The 26,788-nt window shown below is 66.8% G+C and carries 28 protein-coding genes; 17 read left to right on the forward strand and 11 right to left on the reverse strand.

Going from position 1 to position 26,788, the window contains the following annotated elements:
• Window positions 1-95: 95 nt before the first annotated feature.
• Window positions 96-1,010, reverse strand: coding sequence for a formyltetrahydrofolate deformylase (purU, locus tag ACQP1G_RS04295; protein ID WP_433198571.1), 915 nt, complete (start codon window positions 1,008-1,010; stop codon window positions 96-98).
• A gap of 131 nt (window positions 1,011-1,141) precedes the next feature.
• Here purU and ACQP1G_RS04300 point away from each other — a divergent pair, with 131 nt between their 5' ends.
• Window positions 1,142-1,429: a hypothetical protein gene (locus ACQP1G_RS04300; RefSeq protein ID WP_433198573.1), complete on the forward strand. Its 288-nt coding sequence runs from the start codon at window positions 1,142-1,144 to the stop codon at window positions 1,427-1,429.
• 42 nt (window positions 1,430-1,471) lie between these two features.
• Here the strand turns inward: ACQP1G_RS04300 and ACQP1G_RS04305 are convergent, their stop codons facing one another.
• Window positions 1,472-2,020, reverse strand: coding sequence for a GNAT family N-acetyltransferase (locus ACQP1G_RS04305; protein WP_433198575.1), 549 nt, complete (start codon window positions 2,018-2,020; stop codon window positions 1,472-1,474).
• Between the two features lie 142 nt (window positions 2,021-2,162).
• Here ACQP1G_RS04305 and deoC point away from each other — a divergent pair, with 142 nt between their 5' ends.
• Entirely contained in the window at window positions 2,163-2,849 is a 687-nt protein-coding gene (gene deoC, locus ACQP1G_RS04310; protein WP_433198577.1) for a deoxyribose-phosphate aldolase, read from the forward strand.
• Window positions 2,850-2,918: 69 nt separating this feature from the next.
• Here deoC and ACQP1G_RS04315 read toward each other — a convergent pair whose 3' ends face one another.
• Window positions 2,919-3,644, reverse strand: a complete 726-nt coding sequence (locus ACQP1G_RS04315; RefSeq protein ID WP_433198579.1) for an LmeA family phospholipid-binding protein — start codon at window positions 3,642-3,644, stop codon at window positions 2,919-2,921.
• Window positions 3,645-3,743: 99 nt separating this feature from the next.
• On the opposite strand from ACQP1G_RS04315, the gene ACQP1G_RS04320 reads away from it, so the two are divergent.
• On the forward strand, window positions 3,744-4,352 hold the full coding sequence (locus tag ACQP1G_RS04320) for a type IV toxin-antitoxin system AbiEi family antitoxin domain-containing protein (protein WP_433198581.1): 609 nt from the start codon (window positions 3,744-3,746) through the stop codon (window positions 4,350-4,352).
• A 98-nt stretch (window positions 4,353-4,450) separates the two neighbouring features.
• Window positions 4,451-5,941, forward strand: coding sequence for a hypothetical protein (locus ACQP1G_RS04325; protein ID WP_433198583.1), 1,491 nt, complete (start codon window positions 4,451-4,453; stop codon window positions 5,939-5,941).
• 122 nt (window positions 5,942-6,063) lie between these two features.
• Here ACQP1G_RS04325 and ACQP1G_RS04330 read toward each other — a convergent pair whose 3' ends face one another.
• The 3 genes from ACQP1G_RS04330 to ACQP1G_RS04340 form a co-directional block, all read right to left on the reverse strand.
• Complete coding sequence (locus ACQP1G_RS04330) at window positions 6,064-6,873, reverse strand: class I SAM-dependent methyltransferase (protein WP_433198585.1); 810 nt, start codon at window positions 6,871-6,873, stop codon at window positions 6,064-6,066.
• Window positions 6,843-7,364, reverse strand: coding sequence for a DUF2505 domain-containing protein (locus tag ACQP1G_RS04335; protein ID WP_433198587.1), 522 nt, complete (start codon window positions 7,362-7,364; stop codon window positions 6,843-6,845). Before ACQP1G_RS04335 ends, ACQP1G_RS04330 begins: the two co-directional genes overlap by 31 nt.
• A gap of 63 nt (window positions 7,365-7,427) precedes the next feature.
• Window positions 7,428-7,913, reverse strand: coding sequence for a DUF2505 domain-containing protein (locus ACQP1G_RS04340; RefSeq protein WP_433198589.1), 486 nt, complete (start codon window positions 7,911-7,913; stop codon window positions 7,428-7,430).
• Here ACQP1G_RS04340 and ACQP1G_RS04345 point away from each other — a divergent pair.
• Both ACQP1G_RS04345 and ACQP1G_RS04350 read left to right on the forward strand, forming a co-directional pair.
• Window positions 7,912-9,051: a UDP-N-acetylmuramate dehydrogenase gene (locus ACQP1G_RS04345; protein WP_433198591.1), complete on the forward strand. Its 1,140-nt coding sequence runs from the start codon at window positions 7,912-7,914 to the stop codon at window positions 9,049-9,051. The genes ACQP1G_RS04340 and ACQP1G_RS04345 overlap by 2 nt on opposite strands.
• Before the next feature lie 60 nt (window positions 9,052-9,111).
• Window positions 9,112-10,347: a L,D-transpeptidase gene (locus ACQP1G_RS04350; RefSeq protein WP_433198593.1), complete on the forward strand. Its 1,236-nt coding sequence runs from the start codon at window positions 9,112-9,114 to the stop codon at window positions 10,345-10,347.
• Window positions 10,348-10,410: 63 nt separating this feature from the next.
• Here ACQP1G_RS04350 and mscL read toward each other — a convergent pair whose 3' ends face one another.
• Window positions 10,411-10,860, reverse strand: a complete 450-nt coding sequence (gene mscL, locus ACQP1G_RS04355; RefSeq protein WP_433198595.1) for a large conductance mechanosensitive channel protein MscL — start codon at window positions 10,858-10,860, stop codon at window positions 10,411-10,413.
• A 124-nt stretch (window positions 10,861-10,984) separates the two neighbouring features.
• The gene (locus ACQP1G_RS04360; RefSeq protein ID WP_433198597.1) at window positions 10,985-11,719 is read right to left on the reverse strand and encodes an SDR family NAD(P)-dependent oxidoreductase; all 735 of its coding nucleotides are present in this window, start codon (window positions 11,717-11,719) and stop codon (window positions 10,985-10,987) included.
• Window positions 11,720-11,907: 188 nt separating this feature from the next.
• Here ACQP1G_RS04360 and ACQP1G_RS04365 point away from each other — a divergent pair, with 188 nt between their 5' ends.
• The 6 genes from ACQP1G_RS04365 (at window position 11,908) to ACQP1G_RS04390 (ending at window position 19,092) form a co-directional block, all read left to right on the forward strand.
• The gene (locus tag ACQP1G_RS04365) at window positions 11,908-12,729 is read left to right on the forward strand and encodes an alpha/beta fold hydrolase (protein WP_433198599.1); all 822 of its coding nucleotides are present in this window, start codon (window positions 11,908-11,910) and stop codon (window positions 12,727-12,729) included.
• A 174-nt stretch (window positions 12,730-12,903) separates the two neighbouring features.
• Window positions 12,904-14,340, forward strand: coding sequence for a D-inositol-3-phosphate glycosyltransferase (mshA, locus tag ACQP1G_RS04370; RefSeq protein WP_433198601.1), 1,437 nt, complete (start codon window positions 12,904-12,906; stop codon window positions 14,338-14,340).
• On the forward strand, window positions 14,337-14,840 hold the full coding sequence (locus ACQP1G_RS04375) for a YbjN domain-containing protein (RefSeq protein WP_433198603.1): 504 nt from the start codon (window positions 14,337-14,339) through the stop codon (window positions 14,838-14,840). The genes mshA and ACQP1G_RS04375 overlap by 4 nt, the downstream gene beginning before the upstream one ends.
• Window positions 14,841-14,971: 131 nt before the next feature.
• Window positions 14,972-15,877: an ROK family protein gene (locus tag ACQP1G_RS04380; RefSeq protein ID WP_433198605.1), complete on the forward strand. Its 906-nt coding sequence runs from the start codon at window positions 14,972-14,974 to the stop codon at window positions 15,875-15,877.
• 62 nt (window positions 15,878-15,939) lie between these two features.
• Window positions 15,940-16,677, forward strand: a complete 738-nt coding sequence (locus ACQP1G_RS04385) for a phosphoglyceromutase (protein ID WP_433198607.1) — start codon at window positions 15,940-15,942, stop codon at window positions 16,675-16,677.
• A 363-nt stretch (window positions 16,678-17,040) separates the two neighbouring features.
• Entirely contained in the window at window positions 17,041-19,092 is a 2,052-nt protein-coding gene (locus tag ACQP1G_RS04390) for a CocE/NonD family hydrolase (RefSeq protein ID WP_433198609.1), read from the forward strand.
• 96 nt (window positions 19,093-19,188) lie between these two features.
• On the opposite strand, the gene ACQP1G_RS04395 is transcribed toward ACQP1G_RS04390, so the two are convergent.
• Complete coding sequence (locus ACQP1G_RS04395) at window positions 19,189-19,854, reverse strand: NADPH-dependent F420 reductase (protein WP_433198611.1); 666 nt, start codon at window positions 19,852-19,854, stop codon at window positions 19,189-19,191.
• A 100-nt stretch (window positions 19,855-19,954) separates the two neighbouring features.
• Between ACQP1G_RS04395 and ACQP1G_RS04400 the strand changes: the two genes are divergently transcribed.
• The 3 genes from ACQP1G_RS04400 to ACQP1G_RS04410 all read left to right on the forward strand — a co-directional run bounded on the left by ACQP1G_RS04400 (window position 19,955) and on the right by ACQP1G_RS04410 (window position 22,381).
• The gene (locus tag ACQP1G_RS04400) at window positions 19,955-20,365 is read left to right on the forward strand and encodes a winged helix-turn-helix transcriptional regulator (protein WP_433198613.1); all 411 of its coding nucleotides are present in this window, start codon (window positions 19,955-19,957) and stop codon (window positions 20,363-20,365) included.
• A gap of 94 nt (window positions 20,366-20,459) precedes the next feature.
• On the forward strand, window positions 20,460-21,695 hold the full coding sequence (locus ACQP1G_RS04405; protein ID WP_433198615.1) for a sensor histidine kinase: 1,236 nt from the start codon (window positions 20,460-20,462) through the stop codon (window positions 21,693-21,695).
• Window positions 21,692-22,381 (forward strand): response regulator transcription factor, encoded by a 690-nt coding sequence (locus ACQP1G_RS04410; RefSeq protein WP_040696229.1) that lies wholly within the window; start codon window positions 21,692-21,694, stop codon window positions 22,379-22,381. The genes ACQP1G_RS04405 and ACQP1G_RS04410 overlap by 4 nt, the downstream gene beginning before the upstream one ends.
• 140 nt (window positions 22,382-22,521) lie before the next feature.
• On the opposite strand, the gene ACQP1G_RS04415 is transcribed toward ACQP1G_RS04410, so the two are convergent.
• Together ACQP1G_RS04415 and ACQP1G_RS04420 are read right to left on the reverse strand one after the other, a co-directional pair.
• Window positions 22,522-22,854 (reverse strand): hypothetical protein, encoded by a 333-nt coding sequence (locus ACQP1G_RS04415; RefSeq protein WP_433198617.1) that lies wholly within the window; start codon window positions 22,852-22,854, stop codon window positions 22,522-22,524.
• Window positions 22,855-22,923: 69 nt separating this feature from the next.
• Complete coding sequence (locus ACQP1G_RS04420) at window positions 22,924-23,805, reverse strand: hypothetical protein (RefSeq protein WP_433198619.1); 882 nt, start codon at window positions 23,803-23,805, stop codon at window positions 22,924-22,926.
• Window positions 23,806-23,941: 136 nt separating this feature from the next.
• Between ACQP1G_RS04420 and ACQP1G_RS04425 the strand changes: the two genes are divergently transcribed.
• Together ACQP1G_RS04425 and ACQP1G_RS04430 are read left to right on the forward strand one after the other, a co-directional pair.
• Window positions 23,942-24,973, forward strand: coding sequence for a hypothetical protein (locus ACQP1G_RS04425; RefSeq protein WP_433198621.1), 1,032 nt, complete (start codon window positions 23,942-23,944; stop codon window positions 24,971-24,973).
• The gene (locus ACQP1G_RS04430; RefSeq protein WP_433198622.1) at window positions 24,970-26,733 is read left to right on the forward strand and encodes a hypothetical protein; all 1,764 of its coding nucleotides are present in this window, start codon (window positions 24,970-24,972) and stop codon (window positions 26,731-26,733) included. Before ACQP1G_RS04425 ends, ACQP1G_RS04430 begins: the two co-directional genes overlap by 4 nt.
• Window positions 26,734-26,788: the final 55 nt, after the last annotated feature.

Consider the following 26,788-nt stretch of genomic DNA (forward strand, 5'->3'; position numbering starts at 1 on the left):
GCCTCGATCGCCCGGGGTTATGGGGCTGGGCTCGCACCGTGAGGGTGTGGGCGAGGCACTGCATGCGGTGTGGGGATGCGGCAGAGCGTGAGGGGTCAGGAGAAGACGACGGTGCGGCGGCCGTGGACCAGGACTCGGCCTTCCAGGTGCCAGCGGAGGCCGCGGGCCAGGACGACGCGCTCGATATCGCGGCCCTGGCGGACCATATCGCGGACTTCGTCGGCGTGGTCGATGCGGATGACGTCCTGTTCGATGATCGGACCCGCGTCGAGTTCGGCCGTGACGTAATGGCAGGTCGCGCCGATCAGCTTGACGCCGCGGGCGAAGGCCTGGTGGTAGGGGCGGGCGCCGACGAAGGAGGGCAGGAAGCTGTGGTGGATATTGATCGCCTTGCCCGCCCAGTGTTCGCAGAGTTCGGCGGGTAGCACCTGCATGAAGCGGGCCAGGACGACGGCGTGCGGGTCGTGGGCGTCGACCAGGGCGCGGACTTCGTCGAAGGCGGGGCCGCGCGCGGCCGGATCCTTCGGGAAGGGCACATGGTGGAACTTGACGCCGTGCGCCTCGGTCATACCGGCGAGATCCGGGTGATTGCCGATCACCGCTTCGATGGTGGCGGGCAGTTCACCGCTTGCGGCGCGGCCGAGCAGATCGTGCAGGCAGTGGCCGTCCTTGCTGACCAGCAGCACTGCGCGGCGGCGCTCGCCGGAGTCGAGCAGCTGCCATTCCGTCTCCGGGCCGAAGTCGGCCGCCACGCCCGCGAACCGGTCGCGCAGTTCCGCGATGCCGAACGGCACCGTCGACGCCTTGATCGCCTGACGGGTGAAGAACCAGCCGGTATCGGCGGCCTCCGGGCCCGACGCTGGTTCCACGGAGTGGTAACCGGCCTCCACGATGGACCCGCCGAACTCGGCGATGAACGAGGTGATCCTGGCGATGATGCCGGGACGGTCCGGGCAGCCGAGGGTGAGCACGAAGCGGCGATCGTCCTGGGCGGGTGGAGCGGAACTCATGGCCTCATCCTCCCAGGTTGCCCCGGACCACCGTGCAACAGGTTTGCTCGCACGATGCTCGCCGCCGCCGGATAATGGACCCGAGTGGCCCGCGCACCGCTCGCAGTGGGCCCGATGGTGAGGATGCGGCCGTGACGCGTGTGAAGTTCGTCCGACAGCTCGATGGGCTGACCTACGAATTCGTGCGCGATGGCTGGGCCTACGGTTACCCGTCCTACAAGCGGATCGACGACGATCTCTGGTGCCGCCGCCTCCCGGACTTCGGCTGGTCGGTCTGCACCGATTCCGGTGAGGTTCTCAGCCGCCCCTTCGACGACCCCGGCCTGGGCGATCTGCCACCCGAAGGCGCCTGGGTGAGTCGCAAACACGAGCGCTCCTACGTCTACGACATGGCCCACCACGACATTCCAGGTGAGTGACCCGCCGCGTGATCGCGCAGCGGCGACGCGACACCGTTCGCGCTAGAGATCGTAAAACGGTTCGGCGTAATGGAATTCGCCGGTGATCTGGTCGTCGTAGGCCGAGAGCGGGCGCACCTGGAAGTGTGAGATCCAGGCTGGTTCGTCGGGGGTGATGCCGAGGCGGGCGGCGGGGACGAAACCGAATTGGGGGTAGTACTCGAGGCTGCCGAGCAGGCCGATGAGGGGTTCGTCGAGGGCGTCGGCGGCACCGAGAGTCGCATGCATCATGGCCGCGCCGACCCCATTGCCCTGATGATCGGCCAGGACGCCGATCGGGCCGAGTGCGAGCACCGGGAACGGGCCGACGCCCGCGCGGGTGAGGCAGACGTGGCCGATGACGGTGTCGTATTCCACCGCGACCATCGACAGGGTGGGGATCCAGCCGGAATCGCTGCGCAGCCGACTGACCAGATCGACCTCGGGTGGGTCGGTGGGTTCGGCCAGCTCCTGCCGATCGGTATCACCGTTCGCGTACTGCGGTCCGAACGCGCTGCGGTGCACGGCCGCGATCGCGGCGGCGTCATCGGCGCGTTCGCGACGGATCAGCACGGTGTCGTCTCCTCCTGAACGAAATCGGGCCATCCGCGGCTGCGCAACTGTCGGTTGGGCATCGCACCGCTGGCCCCAGCTCCACCGACAGTACCGAGTGTGCGCGATGCATCCGAGGCGCGCAATGGAATTCGCCACCGGTATGCCAGACTCTCACCTTGTGGCAATTCCCGCGTCGCTGACCAGGGCCGAAGTGGCCGCCGTAATCGACCACACGCTACTGGCACCGGAGGCGACCGCCGCCGATGTGGACGTGTTGGTCGCGCAGGCACGCGAACTCGGTGTGTACGCGATCTGCGTATCGCCGTCTATGTTGCCGGTGCGTGCGCCCGGATTGGTGGTCGCTACCGTCGCGGGATTCCCGTCCGGAAAACATCATTCGCTGGTGAAGGGCGCCGAGGCGCGCCTCGCGATCGAGCAGGGAGCGGCCGAGGTCGACATGGTGATCGACGTCGGTGCCGCGCTCGCAGGCGATTACACCGCAGTGCTCTCCGATATCGTGACGGTACGTGAGGCGATGGGCGACCGTGCGCTGCTCAAGGTGATCATCGAATCGGCTGCGCTGCCCGATGCCGCGATCGTCGAGGTCTGCCGGGCCGCCGAGCGTGCCGGTGCCGATTTTGTGAAGACCTCCACCGGATTTCACCCGGCCGGTGGGGCGAGCGTGCACGCGGTTCAGCTGATGGCCGAGACGGTTGGCGGGCGGCTCGGTGTGAAGGCCAGCGGCGGAATCCGCACCTGCGAAGCAGCCGCCGAGCTGATCGCGGCGGGTGCCACTCGCCTCGGCCTCTCGAAGTCCCGTGCGGTGCTCGACGGTTTCCCGGCCTGATCCGAAGTTCGGTTGCCGATCCGTCGATACCGCGCCGAATTCGGTTGTGTGTCAGTCGGTCTGGATACCTCAGCAGCTGGTGCTGCCGCCTTCGGCAGCGGGCAGTTCGGTACGACCGCCAGCCAACTTCACCGTGAGGCCGTTATCGGTGACCTTGACCTCGGTGGGCTTCAGGCCGAGCGGGTAGCTCTGCAGACTCTGGGTGAAGATATCGACGATCCCCGACACCAGATCGGTCGGCAGCCCAACGCCGAGCAGCGCCGCCGACATCGTCTCGACTTCCACGACGCCGTTCTTCACCTGCGGCTTCACCTGCAACTGCGCGATCCCGCCGAGCACATCCAGGGTCAGCATCCCGCTCGATGCGGAGGACGACACGCCGCTGACCAGGCCGCCGAGCGTGTCCCGGATGCCGTCGTTGCCCCAGGTGACATCGGCGGAGGAGCTACCGATCGTGCCGCCGCCGCGGCCGTTATCGGTGACCTCGAGATCGTTGAACCTGGCGTGTACGACCATGCCGACCGCTGGGCCGAATTTGGAGTCGGCGCTGTCGACCTTCACCTGGCCGAGCTTCCCGTCGATCCAGGTGATCAGCATCGGTTTGGCTCCGAAGCTCACATCGATCTTCGAACCCATATCCTTCTCGAATTGCGAGCTGATGCACCGCGAAACCGTGTGCCTTGCATACGCCTCGCCGCCTACCAGCAAGGTAGCGAGCAGAATCGCGACCACGACCAGGGCGATCACCAGGGCGCGCCGGTTCACCTTCGGGGTGGATGGGCTCTTCGTAGTCATGGGCTCGATTCTTCCGGACTTTTCTGAGCTCGCTATGTGGACGCTGTGAGGGGTTCGATTGTGACATGTGACACAGAATTCGAGCGTAGCCTGGTCGACATGGCTGGCGATGCGGCGGGCCGTGCACTCGATTCCGCCGAGCACGGGTGGCGTGTGCTGCGGCAATTGGCCGGGCGCCATGCCGGGTTCTTCACCACCAGACAGGTGTTGCGCACCGGATGTGAGGCATGGGTGCGGGCCGGGCTCGGCGACGGGTCGGTGACGCGGGCCGGGGTGGGGCTCTTGCGCTTGGCCGATTGGCCCGCCGGGCCGCTCGACGAATACGCCATGTGGGCCGCCTGGTTCGACGGCGCCGCCGCGGTATCCCATCAGAGCGCAGCGGATTTGCACGGACTCGGGCGACTACGGCCGCGATTCCTGCACCTGTCGGTCGGTGCGGGCCGGCCGCCGGTCACGCCGCGACTGGTGGTGCTGCGGCGCGCGCTGATTCCCGCCGATCTCGAATCGGCAGGTCCGTTTCTGGTGACAACGCCCGTGCGCACGGTGCTCGATCTGGCCGAGGCCGATATCGGGCAGTCGGCGCTGGATGAGGTGGTCGGCGACGCGGTCGCCATCCGTCGCTGCGATAGCGACGAAATCCGTTCCGCGAGTGTGCGTCTGCCGCCGCGGGCGGCGGCCCGGGTGCACCGCGCCCTCACCGGCGTGTGAGCTGTGCGGTGAGCTGTCCGCACGGTTATCCGGTTCTGCTATCAATTCGTTTGGTCTCCGGTTTTGCCGGGCGCGCAATCATGGCATGGTGACTGACCATGGGGACGGTAGGTCAGGGTAGGTGGGATCTCGTCTTTCCGTCCGGAGCGCCCGAGCGTATCGGCGATATGTTCGCCACCGCCGTGGTCGCCGACGCGGTCCGCAGATATGACGCGGACCTCGCACAACAGATCGAGACCTGCCGGGATTGGCGCGGGTCCTACCGCGGCGTCTTTCGAGGACTGACCGCCCTGGCCGCGAGTTCGGCCGCAGTGTCGGCCGGGATCGCGACCGACGGTTTGCGGGCCGCACGCCAGCTACTGCGTTTCGTGACCGGGCGCACGATCGCGCCACTACAGAGCGTCGATGTGGACGCGATCGCCACGGCGGACGGACTCGACACCGGCCGGATCGACGGAACGGCGAAGCCCGTGACCCGGCTCGAGATCCCGTTCCGCGGTGCGCTGCTGGCCGAAGAGGCGCTGTGGCAGCAGCTGACCGACTGGCGCCGCCGCGGCATTGTCGAACCCGCCTTCGCCGCGGCGGTGGAGCGGGTGATCGATCATCCGGAGTGGTTGTCGCTGCCCGGCTTCCGGGTGATCGTCACCGGGGCGACGGCCGAACTCGCGCCGTTGCGGCCGCTGTTGCGTTGGGGCGCCGATGTTCTCGCGATCGACCTGCCCGGGGCGGCGCGCTGGCGCGAGATTTCGGCCGTCGCGCAGGCTGGGGCCGGTCGGCTCGACTATCCCGTCAGCGCCGGGCCCGGCGCGGATATCACCAGGCAGTTCCCCGCGCTGGTGCATTGGATTCGCGCACAGCTCGGTACCGACGTTCGGCCGGTATTCGGTATGTACGCGAATAGTTCTGGGCCACAGGGGGTTCGGCTCGCTGCCGCCATGGATGTGCTGGTCTCGGATCTGCTCGACCATCGCGCCGACGCGGCTGTCGCCTATCTCGGCTCACCGACCGACTGCTACGCGGTCCCCGAGGACGTCATCGCCGATGCCCACGCCCGCCTGCGCGAGCGCGGACCGTGGGGTGTCGGCGAACACCTGCTGCGTGTGCTTTCCGCATCGGCCCTGTACCGCCCGAATTACCGCAGTACGAGTCCCGATCAGCTGGGCGCGATATGGAGCGTCGCCGATGCGCTGCTCGCCTCGCAAGGCCCGAATCACGCACTGGCCCAACGTCTACTGCGCTGGCGTATGGTCGGCGCACACACCGCGGGCCGCACGGTCTCGTGCACCGTCGCACCACCGGCGTGGACGAAATCCCTACGCACCCAACGCTCCCTGGCCGCCTCCTACCGTGGCGCCCACCACTTCGGCATCGAAGTCTTCGAGCCCGACACGGCCCGAACCCTCTTGGCGGCCAAACTGGTTGCCGACCTGTTCGCCCCACCGGACACCCCTGCCGACGCCAACCCCGAGCGCATATTCGTCGCCGGTGCCGCCCACGGCGGCCTGTGGCGTCAGCCTTTCGAACCGAACTCCATCCTCCCCGTCGCGACGCTCGGGGGTTATCTCCACTCGCTCCTCGGTCGTCGCTAGCGCACGACATTCCGCCCCGTCACCGGGGCGAGTCGGCGCTGGCAGCATCGACCGAGAAGCCTCCGCTACCGGTTCCCGGTGATCTTGATCCGACACGAAGGCGCGCGCCCGGCGCGCCGTGCTCAGGTGGCGTCGGTTCGGTTGGGGGCGACGGTGGACCAGGGCACCGAGAGCACACAGTCGCGCATACGACGGCGGTACGTGCGCACCGGAAAACCCTCCTGGCGCAAGTATTCTGCTGCGGCGCGCCAGCGCACCCGGGGCCCGAAGGGCGCATGCGGAGCAGCGCGCGCCCAGGCGCGGTCGGCGGCGGTCAGCAGCGTGTGGACCGGTTCGCCGGGAATGTTGCGGTGGATCAATACCTTCGGCAGGCGCTCGGCGATATCGGACGGGCGCTCGACGGTGAACGGGTCCCAGGCCAGCGTCAGCGAGAGCGGCCCGGAGCGGTCGAGCAGCACCCATGCGCAGCGGCGGCCGAGCTCGTCGCAGGTACCGTCGACGAGCAGACCATTCGGGGCCATGCCGGACAGTATGGTGGCCCACGCATCGGGGACGGCCGATTCCGGGTATTGGCGCAGCACGTTGAAGGCGCGCACCAGATGCGGTCGTAGACCGGCCAATTCGAAGCCGCCGCGGGCGAAGGTGACGCCGTCACGGCCGGGCACCACCCGTTCCGGATCGATCTCGAGCCCGACCACCCGCACATCGGGGCGGACCATGCGCAGTCGGGCCGCCAACTCCAGCGTGGTCCACGGGCTCGCTCCGTAGCCGAGGTCGACGACCAGGGGATCGGCGGTATCGCGCAGGCGCGCGGCGACCAACTCGTCGTGGATCAGCCAGCGGTCGCTGCGTCGCAGTCGGTTGACACCGGTGGTGCCCCTGGTGATGGTGCCGACCGGTCTCAGCGGGTCGGGTTTCGCTCTTCCAGCCACTTCACGGTGTGTTCGGCCTCGGCGCGGAACAGGTCGACCAGGTTCACCAGCATCAGCTGCTCGAGCCGCGGGCCGACCATCGGAATGAACACCTTGGCCTCGGAGGAGAACCGTATGGTGCAGCCGGTGTCGGTGGGGAACAGTCGAATCGTGCCGCCGAGGCTGCCCGGCCCGGCCGGAATGGCGGCCGAGAACTTGCCGACGGACTCGTTCTCATCGAACGGTCCCCAGCTCTCCTTGCGGGTGATGATCATGTCCTTGCGCACTACCGCCTGCGCTATTTCCGGCAGCATCTCGCGCGGCAGGACGTGGTCGAGCACGACCTCGATGCCGGAGTCGCTGACCTCGAAGCTGCTGACCTCGCTGCCCGGCGCTAATTTCGACATCTCCGCACACCGGTCGTCCCAGTACTCACGGGTCGACAGCGCCGCGTACAGCTCTTTGGTGGTGTGTAGCGGGTAGCGGGCTGAATAGTCCAGTCGGCGAGCCATGAGCGTCTACGTTACCGGCACCGGCTGCCGCCTCATCGCTCGGCGGTGACTGCCGCTGTGCGATCAGTGCTGGGCGAGCCAGTTGTTGGTGAACTCTTCCTCGGATGCGAGCAGCTCGGTCAACCGTTCCGCGATCGCGGCTTCGATCTTGCCGCCGAACAGCGGGATCTTCACCTCGATGGTGCCTTCGGTCCGAGCCACCGACCCGGAGCCGTCGGCCGAGAGCGCGATGGTTCCGTGCACCTCGGCGGGCGCGCCATCGACGCGCGCGGTGAAGGTGGCCGAATCGCCGGTCCAGCTTTCGGTGCGCGGGATGATCAGATCGCCGGGACGTACGGCGGTGATCGCGGCTGGCAGCAGTTCGGCGGCGATGACCTGCACCATCTCGACGTTGACCTGGTTGCCGTCGATGGTGACCGAATCGAGCCGGGCTTTGTCGCCGCCCACCTCGGCGATGCGGTCCTTCCAGTACTGCTCATCGGCGAGGGCCGCGCGCACTGCGGCAACCGGATATGAGTAGCGGGCCGTGTACGCCAGCGGTGTAGCCATGGTCGAACAGGCTACCGTCTGGAGCGTGCGAACTTCACGGGTGGTGTCGTCGGACCAACTGCGCGAGCTGCTGGCCGACAGCGGTGCGCGGCTGCGCGAATCTGTGCCGCTGGCCGAGCTGACCACACTGCGGGTCGGCGGTCCAGCGACGGTCGCGGAATGTGCGACGACCGAATCGTTGGTCGCGACGGTGCGGGCGCTCGACGCGGCGGACATTCCGCTGCTGCTGCTCGCGGGCGGCTCCAATCTGCTCATCGGCGACGACGGTTTCGACGGCGTCGTGGTCCTGGTGGCCAATGACGGTGTCGAGATCGGTGCGGACGGCGTCCTCGCCGAGGCGGGCGCGAACTGGGACACCGTGGTCGCGGCAACGGTCGAGGCCGGGCTCGGCGGGCTGGAATGCCTGTCGGGCATTCCCGGATCGGCCGGTGCGACGCCGGTACAGAACGTCGGGGCCTATGGCGTCGAGGTCGAGACTCTGCTGCGCCGGGTGCGGCTGCTGGATCGCGCGAGCGGTGAGATCCGCTGGGCCGATCCCTCCGAACTCGGCTTCGGCTATCGCACCAGTGCACTCAAGCACCGCGATACCGCCGTGGTGCTCGCGGTGGACTTCGCACTCAACCCCGACGGATCGAGCGCACCACTGCGCTACGGCGAACTCGCGAACGCGCTCGGCGCGACCACCGGTGACACCCGTTCCGCGGATCAGGTCCGGGCCGCGGTGCTGAAGCTGCGGGCGGGCAAGGGCATGGTGCTCGACCCCGCCGATCACGACACCTGGAGCGCTGGCTCGTTCTTCACCAATCCGGTCGTCGCGGACCACCGCGTCGCCGTCGTGAAGGCCGCGATCGCCGCCCATGTGGGCGATGTCACGATTCCCACCTACCCGGCGCCCGACGGCGTCAAATTCTCCGCGGGCTGGCTCATCGAGCGGGCGGGTTTCGCCAAGGGCTTCCCTGGTCCGGACGCCCCGGCCCGGCTGTCCACGAAACATACGCTGGCGCTGACCAACCGCGGTGGCGCGACCGCCGCCGATCTGGTCGCACTGGCCCGCACGGTTCGCGACGGTGTCATCGATCGGTTCGGGATCCGGCTGGAACCAGAGCCGGTACCCATCGGGGTTGCTCTTAAACAGTGAAACGAACACCACACTCTTCGCTAGCGAAGCGAACGATTCTCGCCGCGTAAATTCGATGCGGTGAGCAATCGTCAAGGCATCCATAGACCGGCCGCCGCCGTCTCCGCCGTACTGCTCGTCGTGGTCGCGCTGGTGGCCGGATGCACGACCGACAAAGGCGGCAAAGGTGATTCCGCCAAGGACAACACACCGGTCGCGAAGGTCACCCTGGCGCCGGCCGCCGACACCAAGCATGTCAGCCCGACCGCACCGGTCTCGGTGACCGTCGCGGACGGCACCATCGACCAGATCGCGCTGACCAACGCCAACGGCAAGCAGGTCACCGGCGAGCTCGCCCCGGACAAGCGCAGCTATCGAACCACCGAACCGCTCGGCTACGACGCCAAATACACCTGGTCGGGCACCGTGATCGGCGCCGACAGCAAGCCGGTTCCGATCAATGGCGCCTTCACCACGCTCGCGCCGAAGAACACCTTCCCCGCGACGCTCAATATCGCCGATAACCAGGAGGTCGGCATCGCCGCGCCGATCATCTTGCAGTTCAAGGGATCCGTGCAGAACAAGGCCGCGGTGGAGAAGGCGCTCACCGTAACCACCAACCCGCCGACCGAGGGCGCGTGGGCCTGGTTCCCCGACGACAACGGCGGTTCCCGTGCGCACTGGCGGCCCAAGGACTACTGGGCGCCCGGTACCACCGTGCACGTCGCGGCCAAGCTCTACGGCTTGGATCTCGGCGGTGGAAACTACGGATATTCCGATCTCACTTCGGATTTCCGCATCGGCCGCAGCCAGATCGTCAAGGCCAATGCGCCCAGTCACCGCATGCAGGTGGTGCGCGACGGACAGATCGTCTTCGATTTACCGGTCAGCTACGGCGAGGGCAATGAGGCGCGCAACGTCACCCGTTCGGGTGTGCACGTGGTCACCGAGAAGTACGAAGACTTCCTGATGTCGAATCCGCCGTTCTACACCAACGTTCGCGAGCGCTGGGCCGTACGCATCTCCAATAACGGCGAATTCATCCACGCCAACCCGGAATCGCTATCGGCACAGGGTTCCTCGAATGTCACCAACGGCTGCATCAACCTGTCGCCGGGTGACGCGCAGGCATTCTTCCCGACGGCGCTCTACGGTGATCCGGTCGAGGTGACCGGTACGTCGATCGCGTTATCCGCTGCCGACGGCGACCTCTACGACTGGACCATCGATTGGAATCAGTGGAAGTCGTTGTCCGCCACGGATGGCTCCGGCGCCAGCATTTCCGCAACCCCCGTCGCACCCGGACCGCCGCGTTAGCCGTTGAAATTCGCCCCGCACGATCGCGATCGTGCGGGGCGAATCATATTCGGTGCCAGGCGATTACCGGGCAGCGCCGTCCTTGACGAGCAGGCCGTCCTTGCCGAACGTTTCGGTATCGATGGTCGAATCCGCCTGCTGCTTGGCCAGCAGATCCCGGATCTCGATGAGCAGTTCGATCTCGGTCGGCTCGGCCGCCTTGGCGGTGCCGAAGCGGTTCTTCAGGGTCTTCATGGGCACCATCAGCACGAAGTACAGGACCGCGGCGACCATGACGAAGTCGATGAGTGCGGTGATGATCGGCCCGACCGCGATGAAGGTGGCGGGTTTACCGGCAACCAGCTGAACGCCGAGCCCCAACTCATTGGTCTTGCCCATGACCGCGAGCAGCGGACTGATGATTCCCTTGGTCACCGCGGTCACGACCGCGGTGAACGCGGTGCCCATGACCACCGCGACGGCAAGATCTATAACGTTCCCGCGCATCAGGAAATCTTTGAAACCCTTGAGCATCAGCGAGTACTCCAATCTGGTCTATATGCGTTTCAAACGCCCGATGCTAACCGCCGCTGGCGGTCGGAGCGAACTCGCAGCAATCATGAAACGCTCGAAGTCGGATGGAGTATCGCCGATTCGGTCAGGCGCGGCGAGCGAAGCGACCCGGACCCGCCTGGTCACGGGGCTTGACGATGATCTGGTCCAGGTTCACATGTGACGGTCGCGACGCGACGAACCCGATGATCTCCGCGATGTCCTGGGCGACCAGCGGGTCGATGCCCGCGTAGACCTTGGCGGCGCGCTCCTCGTCCCCGGCGAAACGGACCAGCGAGAACTCGGTTTCGACCGCACCGGGCGCGATTTCGGTGAGCCGCACCGGCTGGCCGAGCAATTCGCCGCGCAGTGTGCGATGCAGCACAGCCTGGGCATGTTTGGCCGAGGTGTAGCCGGAGCCATTGTCGTAGGCCTCGAAGGCGGCGACCGAGGTGATGGTGACGATGAGGCCGTCGCCGGAGGCGATCAGCTTCGGCAGCAGCGCCTTGGTCAACCGCAGCGTGCCGAGCACATTGGTTTCCCACATCCAGCGCCAGTCGTCCAGGTCCGCCTCGACCACCGAGGCCAGGCCCTTCGCGCCGCCCGCATTGTTGACCAGCACGTCGGCGTTCTCGATCGCGTCGACGAAGGCGCGCACGGAGTCGTCCGAGGTCACGTCGAGTTCGAGTGCGGTGCCGCCGATTTCGTCGGCGAGGTGCTGCAGCCGGTCGAGCCTGCGCGCGCCGACGTACACGTGATAACCCTGTTTGGCGAGTTCCCGGGCGGTGGCTTCCCCGATTCCCGAGCTGGCTCCGGTGACGACGGCGGTGCGAATGCTCATATTGCCGATCCTAAATGCAGAAAATTTGCCGAAGATCACGGCTGCATGAAACGCAAGACCTGATCTCGTGAGCACATGGGGTAACGCACCGGGTACGTCCAGAAGCCTCCTGCCGCCGGTCCGCGACGGGACGGCAGTGGCACTCACGACCGGCAAAAGGTGCGGGGAGGCGGACTAGCCTCGGGTGTATGGCTATTCGGGATGCGGTCAGTGCGGACGGAACGAACATCGTCTATCGGGTCAGCGGCCCGGCGGCAGGGCGGCCGCTGGTCCTGCTGCACGGTTGGTCGGCCAACCTGCAGTGCTGGGGCGCGGCGGCGGACGAGCTGGCCGAGCGCTTCCGCGTGATCGCCGTCGACCTGCGCGGTCACGGCTACTCCGACGCCCCGGAGACCGGCTACGACGATCCGAAGAACTGGGCCGCCGATCTCGCCGCGGTGCTTACCGCCGAGGGCATCGAAACCGGCGCGGTGCTGCTCGGCTGGTCCTACGGCGGCATCGTGCTCAGCGACTACCTGAGCGCATACGGCACCGGCGCGGTCGCGGGCGTCATCTACTCGGGTTCGATGGCCAATATCGGCCGGGCGCCCGGCGCGGACACCGGGTCGGCCATGAAAGAGGCCATTCCCGGCGTCTTCGAGGAGAGTGCGGGACGCGCGGTCCGCGCATTCGGTGCCTTCGGCAACGCCAATACCGGGCCGGGCCCGGATAAGGGCGTCGACGCGCAGCGACTTTTCGGGGCGAGCCTGTCCACGGCGCCTCGGGTGCGCAAGGCGCTGTTCTACCGCACCGTCGACAACACCGAAACGCTGCGCACCCTGGATATTCCGGTACTGGTCCTGCACGGAACCCAGGATCCGGTCGTGCCGATCGAGAACGGCCGCTACATCCTCGACGCCGCGCCCGATGCCCGCGCCTCGTTCTGGGAGGACGCGCAGCACGGGCTGTTCATCGAGGATCGCGCCCGATTCGTCGCCGAGGTCGGCGCGTTCATCGATGGACTGAATTAGGCGTCCGAAATTCGCTGGCGCCGCGCGTCCGGCTCGAGCAGACTTGTCGTGTCCGGGTGCGGCGGTCGAGCCGGACGTATTCGGGCATCGGCGGGTGCGAACGCGCACGAACCGCTGTGACAGCTGTCACTTGGTTCGGATACGCCGTCTGAGTTCGGCAATGCAACGTGCACTATGGATAGTGTGAGTCAACGCCCGGACCTACGGCCCAATCGGATTGCCGTGCTATCGGTGCACACCTCACCACTTGCTCAGCCGGGCACCGGCGATGCGGGCGGCATGAACGTCTATGTGCTGCAAACCGCCATTCAGCTGGCCCGACGCGGCACCGAGGTCGAAATTTTCACCCGGGCCACTTCCTCGTCGGTACCGCCCGTCCAGGAGGCGGCTCCCGGGGTTCTGGTGCGCAATGTGGTCGCAGGCCCGTTCGAGGGGCTGGACAAGCACGATCTGCCGACCCAGCTGTGCCCGTTCACGGCCGAGGTGCTGCGCCAAGAGGCCAGACATCTGCCCGGCTACTACGACCTCGTCCATTCGCACTACTGGCTCTCCGGTCAGGTCGGCTGGCTGGCGCGCGACCGCTGGCGGGTGCCGCTGGTGCACACCGCGCACACACTGGCCGCGGTGAAGAACGCGGCGCTGGCCGATGGCGACTGCCCCGAACCGGCGACCAGGGAGATCGGCGAGAAGCAGGTGATCGCCGAGGCCGACCGGATGGTCGCCAATACCGTGGAGGAGGCGCGTCAGCTGATCGAGCTGTACGGCGCCGATCCCGGGCGCATCGACGTGGTGCCGCCCGGCGCGGACCTGACCCGCTATCGTCCCGGCGGAAAGGCCGCAGCCAGAGCCGAATTGGACTTGGCCGCCGATGAGCAGATCGTCGCGTTCATCGGCCGCATCCAGCCGCTCAAGGCCCCAGATGTGCTGGTCCGCGCCGCCGCGGAGCTGCTGCACCGGAATCCGACGCGCAAGCTGCGGGTGCTCATCGTCGGCGGACCGTCCGGTACCGGACTAGAGCGTCCTGACTCGCTGATCGAACTCGCTGCCGCGCTCGGCATCGCCGACCACGTCACCTTCCTGCCGCCGCAGCCGCCGGACCGGCTGGTCCAGGTGTACCGGGCCGCCGATCTGGTCGCGGTGCCCAGCTACAACGAATCGTTCGGGCTGGTCGCCATCGAGGCCCAGGCCACCGGCACCCCCGTGCTCGCGGCCGATGTCGGCGGACTCGGTACCGCCGTGCGTGACGGCGAGACCGGTCTGCTGGTGCCGGGACACCGGACGCCGGATTGGGCCGACGCACTCGGCCACCTGCTCGACGATGCCGAGCGACTACGCCGGATGGGTCTGCGCGCGGTCGAGCACGCCGGGCGTTTCTCCTGGGAGCACACCGCAGACGGACTACTCGCCAGTTACTCCGCGGCGCTGGCGGATTTCCATGAGATCCGCTCAGGCTTCGGTGCGCGCCGCGACCTGGTCCTCGATAGCGCGCGGGCCGAGTTGCCCGGTGAACGCGCTAGCCTCGCTGGTGAACGCGGTGCTGTTCTCCTCGGCGAGGGCAGCCAGGCCAGATCGCGGGCGCTGTGGCGGCGCCGGACGGGAGCGCACCGATGAGTACCGCGACCGCGACCGCGCAGCTGATCGACGAAACGCTGCGTGACCGGGAGATCGAGTACACCCACCCGAGCCAGGACACCTTCGTCGTCATCCTGCCGGGCGAGCGCAAACTGAAGACCACCGTGATGCTTGTCGTCGGCAAGCACGGGGTACGGATCGAATCGTTCGTCTGCCGCAAACCCGACGAAAACTTCGAGGGCGTCTACAAATTCCTGCTGCGCCGCAACCGCCGCCTCTACGGTGTGGCCTACACGCTGGATCGCGTCGGCGATATCTACCTGGTCGGCCGCATCGCCACCCACGCCGTCACCCCCGACGAACTGGACCGGATCTTCGGCCAGATCCTCGAGGCCGTCGACGCCGACTTCAACACCCTCCTCGAACTAGGCTTCGCCACGTCCATCCGAAAGGAATGGAAGTGGCGCGTCTCCCGCGGCGAATCCCTCAAAAACCTCCGCGCCTTCGAGCACCTCGTCGAAGCCACCGACCACCCCTGACGCACCGGCCGAGCGTAGTCATATGGTCGCTCTGGGCTGCGGCTCCAGCCGCCATATGACTACCGTCGAATGACGCCAGAGGCGACAATCTGATCGCAGTGGGCTGCGAGGTTATAGGAGGTCGCGGGGCGATGTTGGTTCTGGCTCTGGATATCGGTGCGACGAAGTTCGCTGTCGGCGTGGTTCACGCGGGTCGGAAGGTGCGTGATGTGCGGCGCGTCGATGTGCCTCGCGAGTCGGTGTGGTCGGCGTGCCGCGACCTGTTGCGCGAGGTGGCGGGGGATGCGACGGTTTCCGCGATCGGGATCGGCTCGGCCGGACCGGTCGATGTGCGGACCGGTATCACCAGTCCGCTGAACATTCCGGAATGGAAGTCGGGCTTTCCGATCGTCGCCGAGGTGCAGCGGCTCTTTCCTTCCGCCGCAGTGCGATTCGCCATCGACGGCGCCTGTCTCGCCCTGGCCGAACATCACGTCGGTGGTCTGCGCGGGGTGCCGAACGGGCTGGCGATGACCGTCTCCTCCGGCATCGGCGGCGGCATAATCGCCGATGGACGGGTGGTGCTCGGTCGCACCGGCAATGCCGGACATGTCGGTCACATCGTCGTGCCGGGCTGGGATGTGCCGTGCGAATGCGGCGGCGTCGGCTGTGTCGAGGCGATCGCCAGCGGCATGTCGTCGGTGCGTTGGGCGCGTGCGCAGGGCTGGCACGGTGAGACCGGCGCCGGACTCGCGAAGGCCGCGCACTCCGGTGACGAGATCGCGCTCGCCGCACTGCACCGGGCCGGAACCGCGCTGGGCACGGCCATCGCCTCCGCGGCGTCGACGCTCGATATCGATCGGGTGGTGATCGGCGGCGGCTTCGCCCAATCGGGTGAACCGCTCTGGGAACCGTTGCGTGCGGCGCTGACCCGGCACGCCGGATTGGACTTCCTGCGCGACCTGCGGGTGGTGCCGTCCCGAATCACCAACGGCGCCACTCTCGTTGGCGCCGGTGTCCTGGCCGCGGGGCACGATACCGCCGATACCATCTCCTGAGCAGTCGGTTGACCCGCGGGAACGGGTGCGAGCGCGGTTCGCGCACATGCCAGAATGGCGGCATGACGTACACCCTCGTGTTGCTGCGCCACGGCGAGAGCGAATGGAATGCCATGAACCTGTTCACCGGCTGGGTGGACGTGCACCTGACCGATAAGGGCATCGCCGAGGGCAAGCGCGCTGGGAAACTGCTGGCCGAACACGGCATCCTGCCCGATATCGTCTATACCTCGCTGCTGCGGCGCGCGATCAGCACCGCGAATATCGCATTGGACGCCGCCGACCGGCACTGGATCCCGGTCGTGCGCGACTGGCGCCTGAACGAGCGTCACTACGGCGATCTGCAGGGTAAGAACAAGGCGCAGGTTCGTGACCAGTACGGCGACGACCAGTTCATGCTGTGGCGGCGCAGCTACGACACCCCGCCGCCGCCGATCGACCCGACGAACGAGTACAGCCAGGAGGGTGACCCGCGCTACGACGGCATCGATGTCCCGAAGACCGAATGCCTGCTCGACGTGGTGAATCGGATGGTCCCGTACTGGGAGTCGACCATCTCCGAGGATCTGCTCTCCGGCAAGACCGTTCTCGTTGCGGCACACGGCAACTCGCTGCGCGCACTGGTCAAGCACCTGGATCGGATCTCCGATGACGAGATCGCGGGCCTGAACATCCCCACCGGCATCCCGCTGCGCTACGAGCTGGACGAGAACCTGCGCCCGATCCGCCCGCGCGAATACCTCGACCCCGAGGCCGCCGCCGCGGGCGCGGCCGCCGTCGCCAGCCAGGGCGGTAAGTAAGCACCTGCGTCGGCCTCGGCCGATACGACAACGCGCCGCGACCGGCAATCGGTCGCGGCGCGTTGCTGTTTCCAGTGGTCGGTTCCGACCACTTGCCGCAGCCAGGTCGAGACGCGCCGTTTGCTTCAACGGATTGCGCGCGGCAGGCGCATACCCGAACACGCCGTGGTCGACCCCGTGAGGTTAGTGCCGATTCTGCTGGTAAATGCGCGATCGAGGCGCTCTGTCCAGCTGTTATGTGGCACTGATTGCTGTATGTGAACCGTAATTCAAGTCAGGTTTTGCGTGACCCCAACTTCGAACCTACTCGTCGGTATGTAAGCTCTCGGGCGTTCGAGCAGTCCGAGAGGCGGATCACCACTGATGAAAACAATGTTGCGAGCCACAGTGGCAGCAGTTGCCACGGCGGTGCTCATTCCTTTCGTCACTCAGAGCGCGATCGCCGAGCCGGAGCCATCCGGTCCCGACGGTGGTGCGGCCGGTGCCGCCTGGGTCGCAACCGAGGACGGCCCCCAGCAGTACCCGAACGTGAACATCCAGTGGGATGTCCCGATCACCATGAGCGATGGCACCGTCCTCAGGGGCAACGTGTACCGCCCGGCCGACGCCGCGGGCCGCCCGATCGAGACCCCGACGCCAACGGTGGTCAATCTGACCCCGTACACCAAGCTGGTCTCGAATATCGCCGACAGCGCCATGTCCATTCCGGGCCTGTCCGACGCGCTGATCGAACTGTTCCGCCAGATCGACCTCAGCGGCACCCCGCTCTCCGGGGTCACCGATCTGACCAAATCCTTCGGCGGCGGCGAACTGCGCAACTTCGCGGTGGACCGCCAGCTCATCGAGAGCGGCTACACCCAGGTCGTCGTCGATGTGCGCGGCACCGGCTTCTCCCAGGGTACCTGGGACATGCTGCGCCAGCGCGAACAGCAGGACACCTACGAGGTGATCGACTGGACCGCGCACCAACCGTGGTCCAACGGCCGCATCGGGATGAACGGACTGTCGTATTCGGCCATCAACCAGATCCAGGTGGCCACGATGCGTCCGCCGGCACTGCAGGCGATCTTCCCGGTGGTGCCCGGCAGCGACCTGGTCAACGACGTGCTCGCGCCGGGCGGCGGCTTCGGCTTCAACTTCATCTCGCTGTGGCTGACCGCCGTCAACGGTCTCAAGCTCGTCCCGGATGTCGCGTCGATACTCAACGGACAGTTCGATATGAAGTGGCTCGCCGACCGGGCGAAGGATCCGTTCACCTTCATGGATGTGCTGCTCAATGTCTACAGCACGACCCGGGTCGAGGATCTGGACCCGCGCGCCAAGGAACTGCTTACCGGCTCGTCGCGGCCGCGCGAAGACTGGCTCAGCGATCCGGGCAAGATCCAGGTGCCGACCTTCGTCACCGGTGGCTGGCACGATCTGTTCACCTACTCGGAATCCAAGATCTACCACGAGATTCCGCTGCCAGCGGGGCAGAAGCAGCTGCTGATGGGCAACACCTATCACATCAACTCCGGCAACGAATACGGCAAGCCCGGCCTGCCGCCGCGCCTGGATGTATTGCAGCGCGCGTGGTTCGACAAGTGGCTCAAGGGCATCGATAACGGTATCGATGAGTACGGCCCGATCACACTGCGTCAGCAGGGCGGCGGCTGGATCACCACCGACTCGTTCGCCGATCCGCGCACCGGCACCCAGGATGCCGAGTATCGCCGGATGTACCTGTCCGCCAATAGAAGTGGCACCGCCAACAGCCAGTACGACGGATCGCTGCGCACCGCGGCGAGCCCGGACTCGGTGCGGCTCACGGTCGCACCAGGCCTGACTACCCTGTGCTCCAATGACGCAGCACAGGGTAGTGCGGGTGCCCTTTCGATCTTCGATGGCTGCGCCAAGGACTCTCGGGTCGCCGAGATGAACGGGCTGACCTTCACCAGCGATCCGGTCGCCGAGCCGACCATCATCTCCGGCCGAATCGCCGCGCACCTCAACACCGTTCAGGACGCCGCCGACGGCTACTGGGTGGTGACGGTGAACGACGTCGCGCCGGACGGACAGTCCACCGTGCTGTCCTCCGGACAGCTGATGGCATCGCTGCGGCAGGTGGACGAGGCGAACAGTTCGCGCTCCGCCAACGGCGATTACACCGATCCGCGGCCCTACACCTCGCTGGACCAGCGTCAACTCACGGTGCCGGGGGAGGAGACGACCCTCGATATCGCGCTGCCCGCCACCGAGGCGATCCTGCAGCCGGGCCATCGCCTGCGCGTCGATGTCTTCGCGGGCAACTTCCCGAAGGGGCTGCCGGTGCTGCCGATGCTGATCGATACGGATCTGAAGCCGCAGCATGTGCAGCTGGATCCGAACCGCCCGAGTTTCGTCAATCTCCCGGTGCGGGGCAACCCGGGCTGGTAAGCCGAATCCGGCCCGAGCGTGCACCTCCCGCGCATTCATGCTCGAACCCGCGGGGTATGGGCGGTTGTGCACGCTCGGACCGGGGCCGGTCGGCCGCTAGTCGGCTACGGCGAATGCCGCGGCCAACGGCGGGAACATCGCACGGGCATCCGCACCGGCGAACCAGAGGCCGACGGTGAAGACCGAGGTGGCTTCGAGGTATTTGGCGCGACGCAGCCCGCCCGCCGAAATCGGTTGCAGTCCGAGATCCTCGGCCAGCGCCGCGACCTGTCGCACCGCGTTCGCGTCGTCACCGCAGATCGGGACCGCCAGCCTGCTGTTGTCGAAGACGCGGGTCGGTGATTCCCATACCTCGGCCGCGCAGACGTTGAATGCCTTCACCACATGCGCATCCGGAACCGTCGCCGCGATGCGCGCGGCGACCGCGTCCTCGGACAGCACGAATGCCGGCACACCCTCCGGCGCCGCCTCATCCGGAAGGAAGGCATTGGTGCAGTCGATCACCGTCCGCCCGGCGAGTGCTCCGCCGATTTCGCCGAGCACTTCGTCAAGGGCGCTTACCGGCAGCGCGAGCACAATGACCGCTCCGGATTCGGCTGCCTCGCCGAGACTTCCACCGCGCGCCCTGTGCCCGATGGTTGCCGCGAGTTCGTCCGCGGCCACGCGCGAGCGCGCACCGATGACGACCTCATGTCCGGCCGCGGCCCAGCCACCGCCCAGCGCCTTCGCCATTGCTCCGGCACCGATGATTCCGATTTGCATATCAACTCCTGGCTCGGATGTATTCGGATGTATTCGGCACCGACGCTAGGGATTCCGATAGGCACCCGAAGGTGCGCAATGACGGTGGCAGGCTGGTGCCATGACGGTCGAACAGGCACAGCCGGTGGAATTCACGCCCTACGGCGATTACGAGGCCGACTGCCCGGCCCGACTCGGTGTCGACCTGTTCGGCAACCGCTGGCTCGCGGTCATCGTCTACATGCTGCGCGATGGCCCGATGCGGCCCGGCGAACTCCGCACGGCCATCGGTGGCATCAGCCAGAAGATGCTGACCCAGACCCTGCGCCGGATGGAGTCCATGACCCTCATCGAGCGCCATCGCTATGCCGAGGCCCCGCCCCGCGTCGAGTACGAACTCACCGAAGCCGGACGCGATCTGCTGAGCCCGATCTACGCACTCGGCGAATGGGCGGACCGGCACGGTGACGCTGTGCGGGCGGCTATTTGGGACGCGGACGACAACGTCGAGAACTGTTCTAACAACACGTAAACGAGCGGCTAACAGGGCTGGAAGTGCCCATGACCTGCGCGAAACTTCGCGTACCCCGAGTTGGGTTGTCGGTCGGCGACCGTACGATTCAAGTGTGAGTGTTCCCCAGGCCGTCCTGCTGGCAGTCCTCGCGGCTGTCGTCGGCCTGGCAGTCGGCGGGCTACTGATCCCGTTCGTGAACGCCAGGCAGGCCGCCCGCAGACAGGCAGATTCCGGCCTCACCATGTCTCAGGTGCTCGACCTGATCGTGCTCGCCTCCGAGAGCGGTATCGCCGTCGTCGACGAGTACCGCGATGTAGTGCTGGTCAATCCGCGTGCCGAAGAGCTGGGCCTGGTCCGCAACCGGATGCTCGACGAGCGTGCCTGGGCGGCGGTGGAGAAGGTGCTCGCCACCGGCGAGTCCGCCGAATTCGACCTCACCGCGAAGAATCCGATGCCCGGCCGCAGCCGGATCGCCGTGCGCGGAGTGGCCAGGCAGCTATCGCGCGAAGAGACCAGCTTCACCGTGCTGTTCGCCGACGACGATTCCGAGCAGGCCCGGATGGAGGCCACCCGCCGGGACTTCGTCGCCAATGTCAGCCACGAACTCAAGACTCCCGTCGGCGCGATGAGCCTGCTGGCCGAGGCCATGTTGGAATCGGCAGAGGATCCCGAGGCGGTCCGGCACTTCGGTCAGCGCGTACTCGGCGAATCCCGGCGTCTCGGCAAGATGGTGACCGAGTTGATCGCGCTGTCGCGACTGCAGGGCGCGGAAAAGCTACCCGAACTCGAGGTGGTGGACGTCGACACCGTGGTGATGCAGGCGGTCGACCGATCCCGCACCGCTGCCGAGGCCGCCGGCATCACCGTCAGCACCGATCGCCCGAGCGGACTTGAGGTGCTCGGCGACGAGACACTGCTCGTCACCGCACTGTCCAACCTGGTGGAGAACGCCATCGCGTACTCACCGACGGGTTCCCATGTTTCGGTGAGCCGCTCGCTGCGCGGCGATCACGTCGCGATGGCGGTGACCGATCGCGGTATCGGCATCGCCAAAGAAGACCAGGAGCGGGTGTTCGAACGTTTCTTCCGATCCGATAAGGCGCGCTCGCGTGCCACCGGCGGTACCGGGCTCGGCCTGGCTATCGTCAAGCATGTAGCAGCCAACCACAACGGTGAGATCACTCTGTGGAGCAAGCTGGGGACCGGATCGACGTTCACCCTGCGAATACCTGCCCACCACGAATCCGACGGCGAGGAAGAGGTCGACGGCGCAGTGGTGAGCATGAGAGAAACACACCCGCGCCCCACGGGGGCGGGTAGACCCAACGGTGTGGAGGCACGCAGATGACGAGTGTTCTGATCGTCGAAGATGAGGAGTCGCTGGCCGATCCGCTCGCGTTCCTGCTGCGCAAGGAGGGCTTCGAGGTCACCGTGGTCGGTGATGGACCATCCGCGCTCGCCGAATTCGACCGCTCCGGCGCCGATATCGTGCTGCTCGACCTCATGCTGCCCGGCATGAGCGGCACCGATGTATGTAAACAGCTGCGCACCCGCAGTGGCGTACCGGTGATCATGGTGACCGCGCGCGACAGCGAGATCGACAAGGTGGTCGGTCTGGAACTCGGCGCCGACGACTACGTCACGAAGCCGTACTCCGCGCGCGAACTGATCGCCCGCATCCGGGCCGTACTGCGCCGCGGCGCGGGCGATGAACTGGATGGCGGCAATGAGAGCGGTGTGCTCGAGGCCGGACCGGTGCGCATGGATGTCGACCGCCACACCGTGCACGTCAACGGCAGGCAGGTCACCTTGCCGCTCAAGGAATTCGATCTGCTCGAGTACCTGCTGCGCAACTCCGGCCGAGTGCTGACCCGCGGTCAGCTGATCGACCGCGTCTGGGGCGCGGACTATGTCGGTGACACCAAGACCCTCGACGTCCACGTCAAGCGGCTGCGCTCGAAGATCGAGGGCGATCCGGCCAAGCCGGAGCACTTGGTGACGGTGCGTGGTCTCGGTTACAAGCTCGAGGCTTGATCAGCGATAGCTGGGCGTGCCAGCCGTAGGTTTCGTTCGCCGGTGATCGGCGGTGGCGAACGGCCTACGGCGGCGAATCGCGACGAGCGCAGCCGCCGAGGCCCCGACAACCTCGGCTACACGCTACGTCAGGGGAGAAATCAGGGCAGGTAGACCCAGGTGGGGCCGATGCCGGGGACGTCGTTCTTGCGCAGGCTGATCCAGCCCAGATCGTCTTCCTGCATGCAGTCGTAGACATCCGCCGCGCTGGTGCCGCGGCAGGCGATGGTGCGGCTGATGCCGTACGGGCTCATGATCAGGTTCTTGCCATTCGCCTGCGCGTTGAGCGCATCAGGGGTGTTGGCGGGCTGGAAGTCAGCGGTGAAATCGGCGTATTTGGCCGGGTCACCATTGGGTTCCGCGTGCGCGGCACCGGTCAGCGCGATGGTGGCGCCGAGCGCGATGGTTGTCAGGGCGAATGCTTTCTTCAACATGACCGCACATCCAACCGTATCCGGGTAAAGCTCGCATGGCGGAAAGGTGAATGCCCCGCTATGCGAACCTCACGCGGACTGATCCGCGATTGGTTGGTCGGATTTCATCCGATCGGCGTGCACGGTCGCCGGGTGGATGGCGATCAGCCCGAGGCCCTCGCGGCGCTTGCAGTGCCTGGCCAGCTCCTCGTAGGCGGGTACGCCGAGCAGTTCCTTCAGTTCGGGGGCGTAGGACTGCCACACCGGACGTGCGCCGACGTGCGCGTCGGGGGAGCCCGAGCAGTACCAATCCAGGTCCTCACCGCCGGGACCCCAGCCGCGCCGGTCGTACTCGGTGATGGTGGTCTTCAGGATCTGCACGCCGTCCGGGCGCTCCACCCAATCCTGGGTGCGCCGGATCGGCAGCTGCCAGCACACGTCCGGCTTCACCTCGAGCGGTTCGATGCCCTTGCGCAGTGCCATGGTGTGCAGCGCGCAGCCGACACCGCCCGCGAAGCCGGGCCGGTTCAGGAAAATGCACGCTCCGTCGAATCGGCGGGTGCGCAGCGCGGGCTCGTCCTCCAGCTCGTCGAGCTCGAGATACCCCTTCTTGATGACCTTGCCGTCCGAGTCCATTGCCTGGTTGATCAGCTGCCAGTCGTCCGGTGTGAGCATTTTCACAGCATTGGTCAGACGCTTGCGATCGTCCTTATCGGAGAGGAACGCACCGTGCGAGCAGCAGCCGTCATCGGGGCGGTCGCTCAGAATTCCCTGGCATGCCGGAGTGCCGAAGACACATGTCCAGCGCGACAGCAGCCACGTCAAATCCGCGACGATCACATGCTCGTCGTTTGCTGGATCGACGAACTCGATCCACTCCCGGGGAAAGTCGAGATCGACCTCCGGTGCCGGATCGATCTTCCCCGCTGGTCGGGGCCTCTTGGAGCCGCTTGCCGCTGCGCCTACCGTCACACTTCAGGACGCTAACAGTTCAGTCACCAGATAGCACTGCCGCATGCACTCCGCCAATAGTCTCTTGCGCTCGGACGAGCGAATGCGAGACCACCGCCCTGGTCTAAAGTGCCGGTTCACCCAGTACCGTGTTCATGTGCGGCTTGGGGTTCTCGATGTCGGAAGCAATACCGTCCACCTGCTCGTGGTGGACGCCCATCGTGGTGGTCATCCGATGCCCATGAGCTCGACAAAGGCCACGTTACGGCTATCGGAGAACATGGACGGCGATGGCCGCATCACTGTCCAGGGAGCCGAACGGCTGATCGCGACGGTCGCCGAATTCGCCAGCATCGCCGAGAATTCCCGGTGTGTCGAGCTGATGCCGTTCGCGACCTCCGCGCTGCGCGAGGCAACGAACTCCGACGACGTACTCGCCCAGGTCAGGGCCGAGACCGGTGTCGAACTTCAGGTGCTCTCCGGCGTCGACGAGGCGCGGCTGACGTTCCTGGCCGTGCGCCGCTGGTACGGCTGGAGCGCGGGCCGGATCCTGAATCTCGATATCGGCGGTGGCTCATTGGAAGTGACCAATGGCGGCGACGAGGAACCCGATGTCGCGGTCTCACTGCAACTCGGCGCCGGACGGTTGACCAGGGAATGGCTGCGCGAGGATCCGCCGGGTAAGCGCCGTGTCGCGGTCCTGCGTGATTGGCTCGACGCGGAGCTGGTCGCGCCGACGAAACAGCTGCTGGACGCCGGGAAACCGGATCTCGCGGTGGGGACATCGAAGACCTTCCGGTCCCTTGCCCGGCTCACTGGAGCGGCACCCTCTTCGGCGGGGCTGCGCGTGCGCCGTACACTCACCAGCTCAGGTCTGCGCCAACTGATTGCCTTCATCTCGAGAATGACGGCGGCGGACCGTGCAGAATTGGAAGGCGTGAGTTCCGATCGGTCACAGCAATTGGTGGCTGGCGCATTGGTCGCGGAGGCGAGTATGCGGGCACTATCGCTGGATTCCCTCGAGATTTGTCCGTGGGCACTGCGCGAGGGGCTCATCTTGCGCAAACTGGATACCGATATGAACGGCGGACCGAGGGCTACGGCATTGCCGGGTGCCGTCGTGGACGCGAGTGGTAAGCCGGTGCCCGGTGGCGGTCTATCGGGCCCGATCGAAACGGTGTCATCATGAGTGAGGATTCCAAGCAGCTATCGGTTGCCGAGCTGCTGGCGCGCAATGGTGCGCAGGGCGCGGCCTCATCCGGTGGCGGCGGTCGACGGCGGCGCAGTGGCCGCGGCATCTCGGTGGCCGAACTGACCGGCGACCTCCCGGCCATTCCGGTCGGCGGCGGTGGCGGCCATTCGGCGCACGCCGCACCCGAGGCCGAAGAGGAACCGGCGTACGAACCGCCGTCCTATGAATCCCCCGGGTACGACGTCTCCGGCTACCAGTCCGCCGGCTACCAGTCCGGCGGCTACGGGGCCGCCGGGTTCGAAACGCCTGCGCCCGAACCGGCTTCATATGCCGCGCCGGAACCGTATGCCGCGCCGGAGCCGTATGCGCCGTCCGCGCCCGAACTGCCCAATTACTCGCCGATGTCGGGGCCGATCACCAGATACGACCCGCTCTCGGCCTATGCCGCTCCGGAGCAACCCGCCGAGCCGTTGCCCGCACCGGGATGGTCGAACCGAGTCATGCCTGGCCGGGAAATGCCGGGCCGGGAAATGCCGGGCCGGGAAATGCCGGGCCGGGAAATGCCGGGCCGGGATGTGGCGCCATCGCGGCACTCCGCACCGGCGGATCCGTTGTCCGCGCCGCTGTCTGATCTCTATGCCCCGGCGCCGGACCCGTATGCGAGGGATCCGCTGTCCGATGGTGCCGCGGGCTCCGGACGCACCGGCCGCCGACGCAGGCATGCCGAACTGGACGAGCAGACCACCGATGTTCGGCCGATGCACGATATCGGCCGCCGCGCGGATGCCCCGCCCGAGCCGCAGCAGAACGGATCGAGAACTGGTGGCAGGGCCGCCCGGCGGCGTGCCGCGGAGGCCGAAGCGGAAGTCGGACCTTCGACCGCGGCGTGGTCGCCGTCCACGAGCGGCTTCGCGCCGGAGTCGGCGCCGACGCCGCTGTCTCCGCCGCCGGACGGTCCGTCGAGATCGAATCGCGGGCTCGATCCCGAATCGGAGCAGCGAAGAACCGCACAGCGTGACGGCTCTCACGGTCCGGCGGACGGCGGTCTGCCCGCGTGGTCCGCGCGAAGACGTGTACCGCCCAAGAACAACGCGCCCGAATCCGGCGGTATCCCCACCGGAGCGTGGTCACTGGCCAGTCAAGATCAACAGCTGGTCTCCGGCCAGACCGTGGCGGGTGACCTGCTGCGCGACGGCGTCGAACGGGCCGAGCGCGCCGAGGCCGAGCGCGCGAACGGGCGCGGTGCGCAACGTGACGGACGCGGTCGGCGCGGCCGATCGAAACGCGACGCGGGCCGCACACCTACTGATTTCGCTGATTCGTATGACGGTCGAACCGATGTATACGAACCGTTCCCGACCGGCGATGCCCTCGACGACCACGACGATCCCGATGCGGACTTCGACGAAGACTTCGATGCGGACTCGCAATATTCGCGTGCCGCCGCATCCTCCCCGCGCCGCTCGCGGATAGCACGCAGGACCGAGTACGACGCCAATCGCCGCCAGTGGATGATCCTCGGCGGTCAGAGCACCGGCGCGGCGGTCGCCGGAATGTTGCTCTTCAAGGGTTTCGAGCGCATGTGGGAAATGCTTCCCTGGGTGGCGCTGTGCCTGGCGATGATCGTGATCCTCGGGCTGGTGGCATTGGTGCGGATATTGCGGCGCACCGATGACATCCTCAGCACTGTGATCGCCGTCGTCGTTGGCATCTTTGTCACGTTGGGACCGCTAGCCTTTCTTCTCAGTACGAACTGAGCAGGGAGCAGCTGTGGGGAACATCGGGCAGGCGGACGACATCACGGCGGAGAGC

The sequence above is a fragment of the Nocardia sp. CA-107356 genome (assembly GCF_050946365.1).
Taxonomy (GTDB): Bacteria; Actinomycetota; Actinomycetes; order Mycobacteriales; family Mycobacteriaceae; genus Nocardia.

Excerpts from the sequence above, each read along its gene's own strand:
- purU (WP_433198571.1), bottom strand. The coding sequence starts at position 1,010 with ATGAGTTCCGCTCCACCCGCCCAGGACGATCGCCGCTTCGTGCTCACC.
- deoC (WP_433198577.1), top strand. The coding sequence starts at position 2,163 with ATGCCAGACTCTCACCTTGTGGCAATTCCCGCGTCGCTGACCAGGGCC.
- ACQP1G_RS04315 (WP_433198579.1), bottom strand. The coding sequence starts at position 3,644 with ATGACTACGAAGAGCCCATCCACCCCGAAGGTGAACCGGCGCGCCCTG.
- ACQP1G_RS04320 (WP_433198581.1), top strand. The coding sequence starts at position 3,744 with ATGGCTGGCGATGCGGCGGGCCGTGCACTCGATTCCGCCGAGCACGGG.
- ACQP1G_RS04325 (WP_433198583.1), top strand. The coding sequence starts at position 4,451 with ATGGGGACGGTAGGTCAGGGTAGGTGGGATCTCGTCTTTCCGTCCGGA.
- ACQP1G_RS04335 (WP_433198587.1), bottom strand. The coding sequence starts at position 7,364 with ATGGCTCGCCGACTGGACTATTCAGCCCGCTACCCGCTACACACCACC.
- ACQP1G_RS04345 (WP_433198591.1), top strand. The coding sequence starts at position 7,912 with ATGGTCGAACAGGCTACCGTCTGGAGCGTGCGAACTTCACGGGTGGTG.
- ACQP1G_RS04340 (WP_433198589.1), bottom strand. The coding sequence starts at position 7,913 with ATGGCTACACCGCTGGCGTACACGGCCCGCTACTCATATCCGGTTGCC.
- mscL (WP_433198595.1), bottom strand. The coding sequence starts at position 10,860 with ATGCTCAAGGGTTTCAAAGATTTCCTGATGCGCGGGAACGTTATAGAT.
- ACQP1G_RS04360 (WP_433198597.1), bottom strand. The coding sequence starts at position 11,719 with ATGAGCATTCGCACCGCCGTCGTCACCGGAGCCAGCTCGGGAATCGGG.
- ACQP1G_RS04365 (WP_433198599.1), top strand. The coding sequence starts at position 11,908 with ATGGCTATTCGGGATGCGGTCAGTGCGGACGGAACGAACATCGTCTAT.
- mshA (WP_433198601.1), top strand. The coding sequence starts at position 12,904 with ATGGATAGTGTGAGTCAACGCCCGGACCTACGGCCCAATCGGATTGCC.
- ACQP1G_RS04375 (WP_433198603.1), top strand. The coding sequence starts at position 14,337 with ATGAGTACCGCGACCGCGACCGCGCAGCTGATCGACGAAACGCTGCGT.
- ACQP1G_RS04380 (WP_433198605.1), top strand. The coding sequence starts at position 14,972 with ATGTTGGTTCTGGCTCTGGATATCGGTGCGACGAAGTTCGCTGTCGGC.
- ACQP1G_RS04385 (WP_433198607.1), top strand. The coding sequence starts at position 15,940 with ATGACGTACACCCTCGTGTTGCTGCGCCACGGCGAGAGCGAATGGAAT.
- ACQP1G_RS04390 (WP_433198609.1), top strand. The coding sequence starts at position 17,041 with ATGAAAACAATGTTGCGAGCCACAGTGGCAGCAGTTGCCACGGCGGTG.
- ACQP1G_RS04395 (WP_433198611.1), bottom strand. The coding sequence starts at position 19,854 with ATGCAAATCGGAATCATCGGTGCCGGAGCAATGGCGAAGGCGCTGGGC.
- ACQP1G_RS04400 (WP_433198613.1), top strand. The coding sequence starts at position 19,955 with ATGACGGTCGAACAGGCACAGCCGGTGGAATTCACGCCCTACGGCGAT.
- ACQP1G_RS04410 (WP_040696229.1), top strand. The coding sequence starts at position 21,692 with ATGACGAGTGTTCTGATCGTCGAAGATGAGGAGTCGCTGGCCGATCCG.
- ACQP1G_RS04415 (WP_433198617.1), bottom strand. The coding sequence starts at position 22,854 with ATGTTGAAGAAAGCATTCGCCCTGACAACCATCGCGCTCGGCGCCACC.
- ACQP1G_RS04430 (WP_433198622.1), top strand. The coding sequence starts at position 24,970 with ATGAGTGAGGATTCCAAGCAGCTATCGGTTGCCGAGCTGCTGGCGCGC.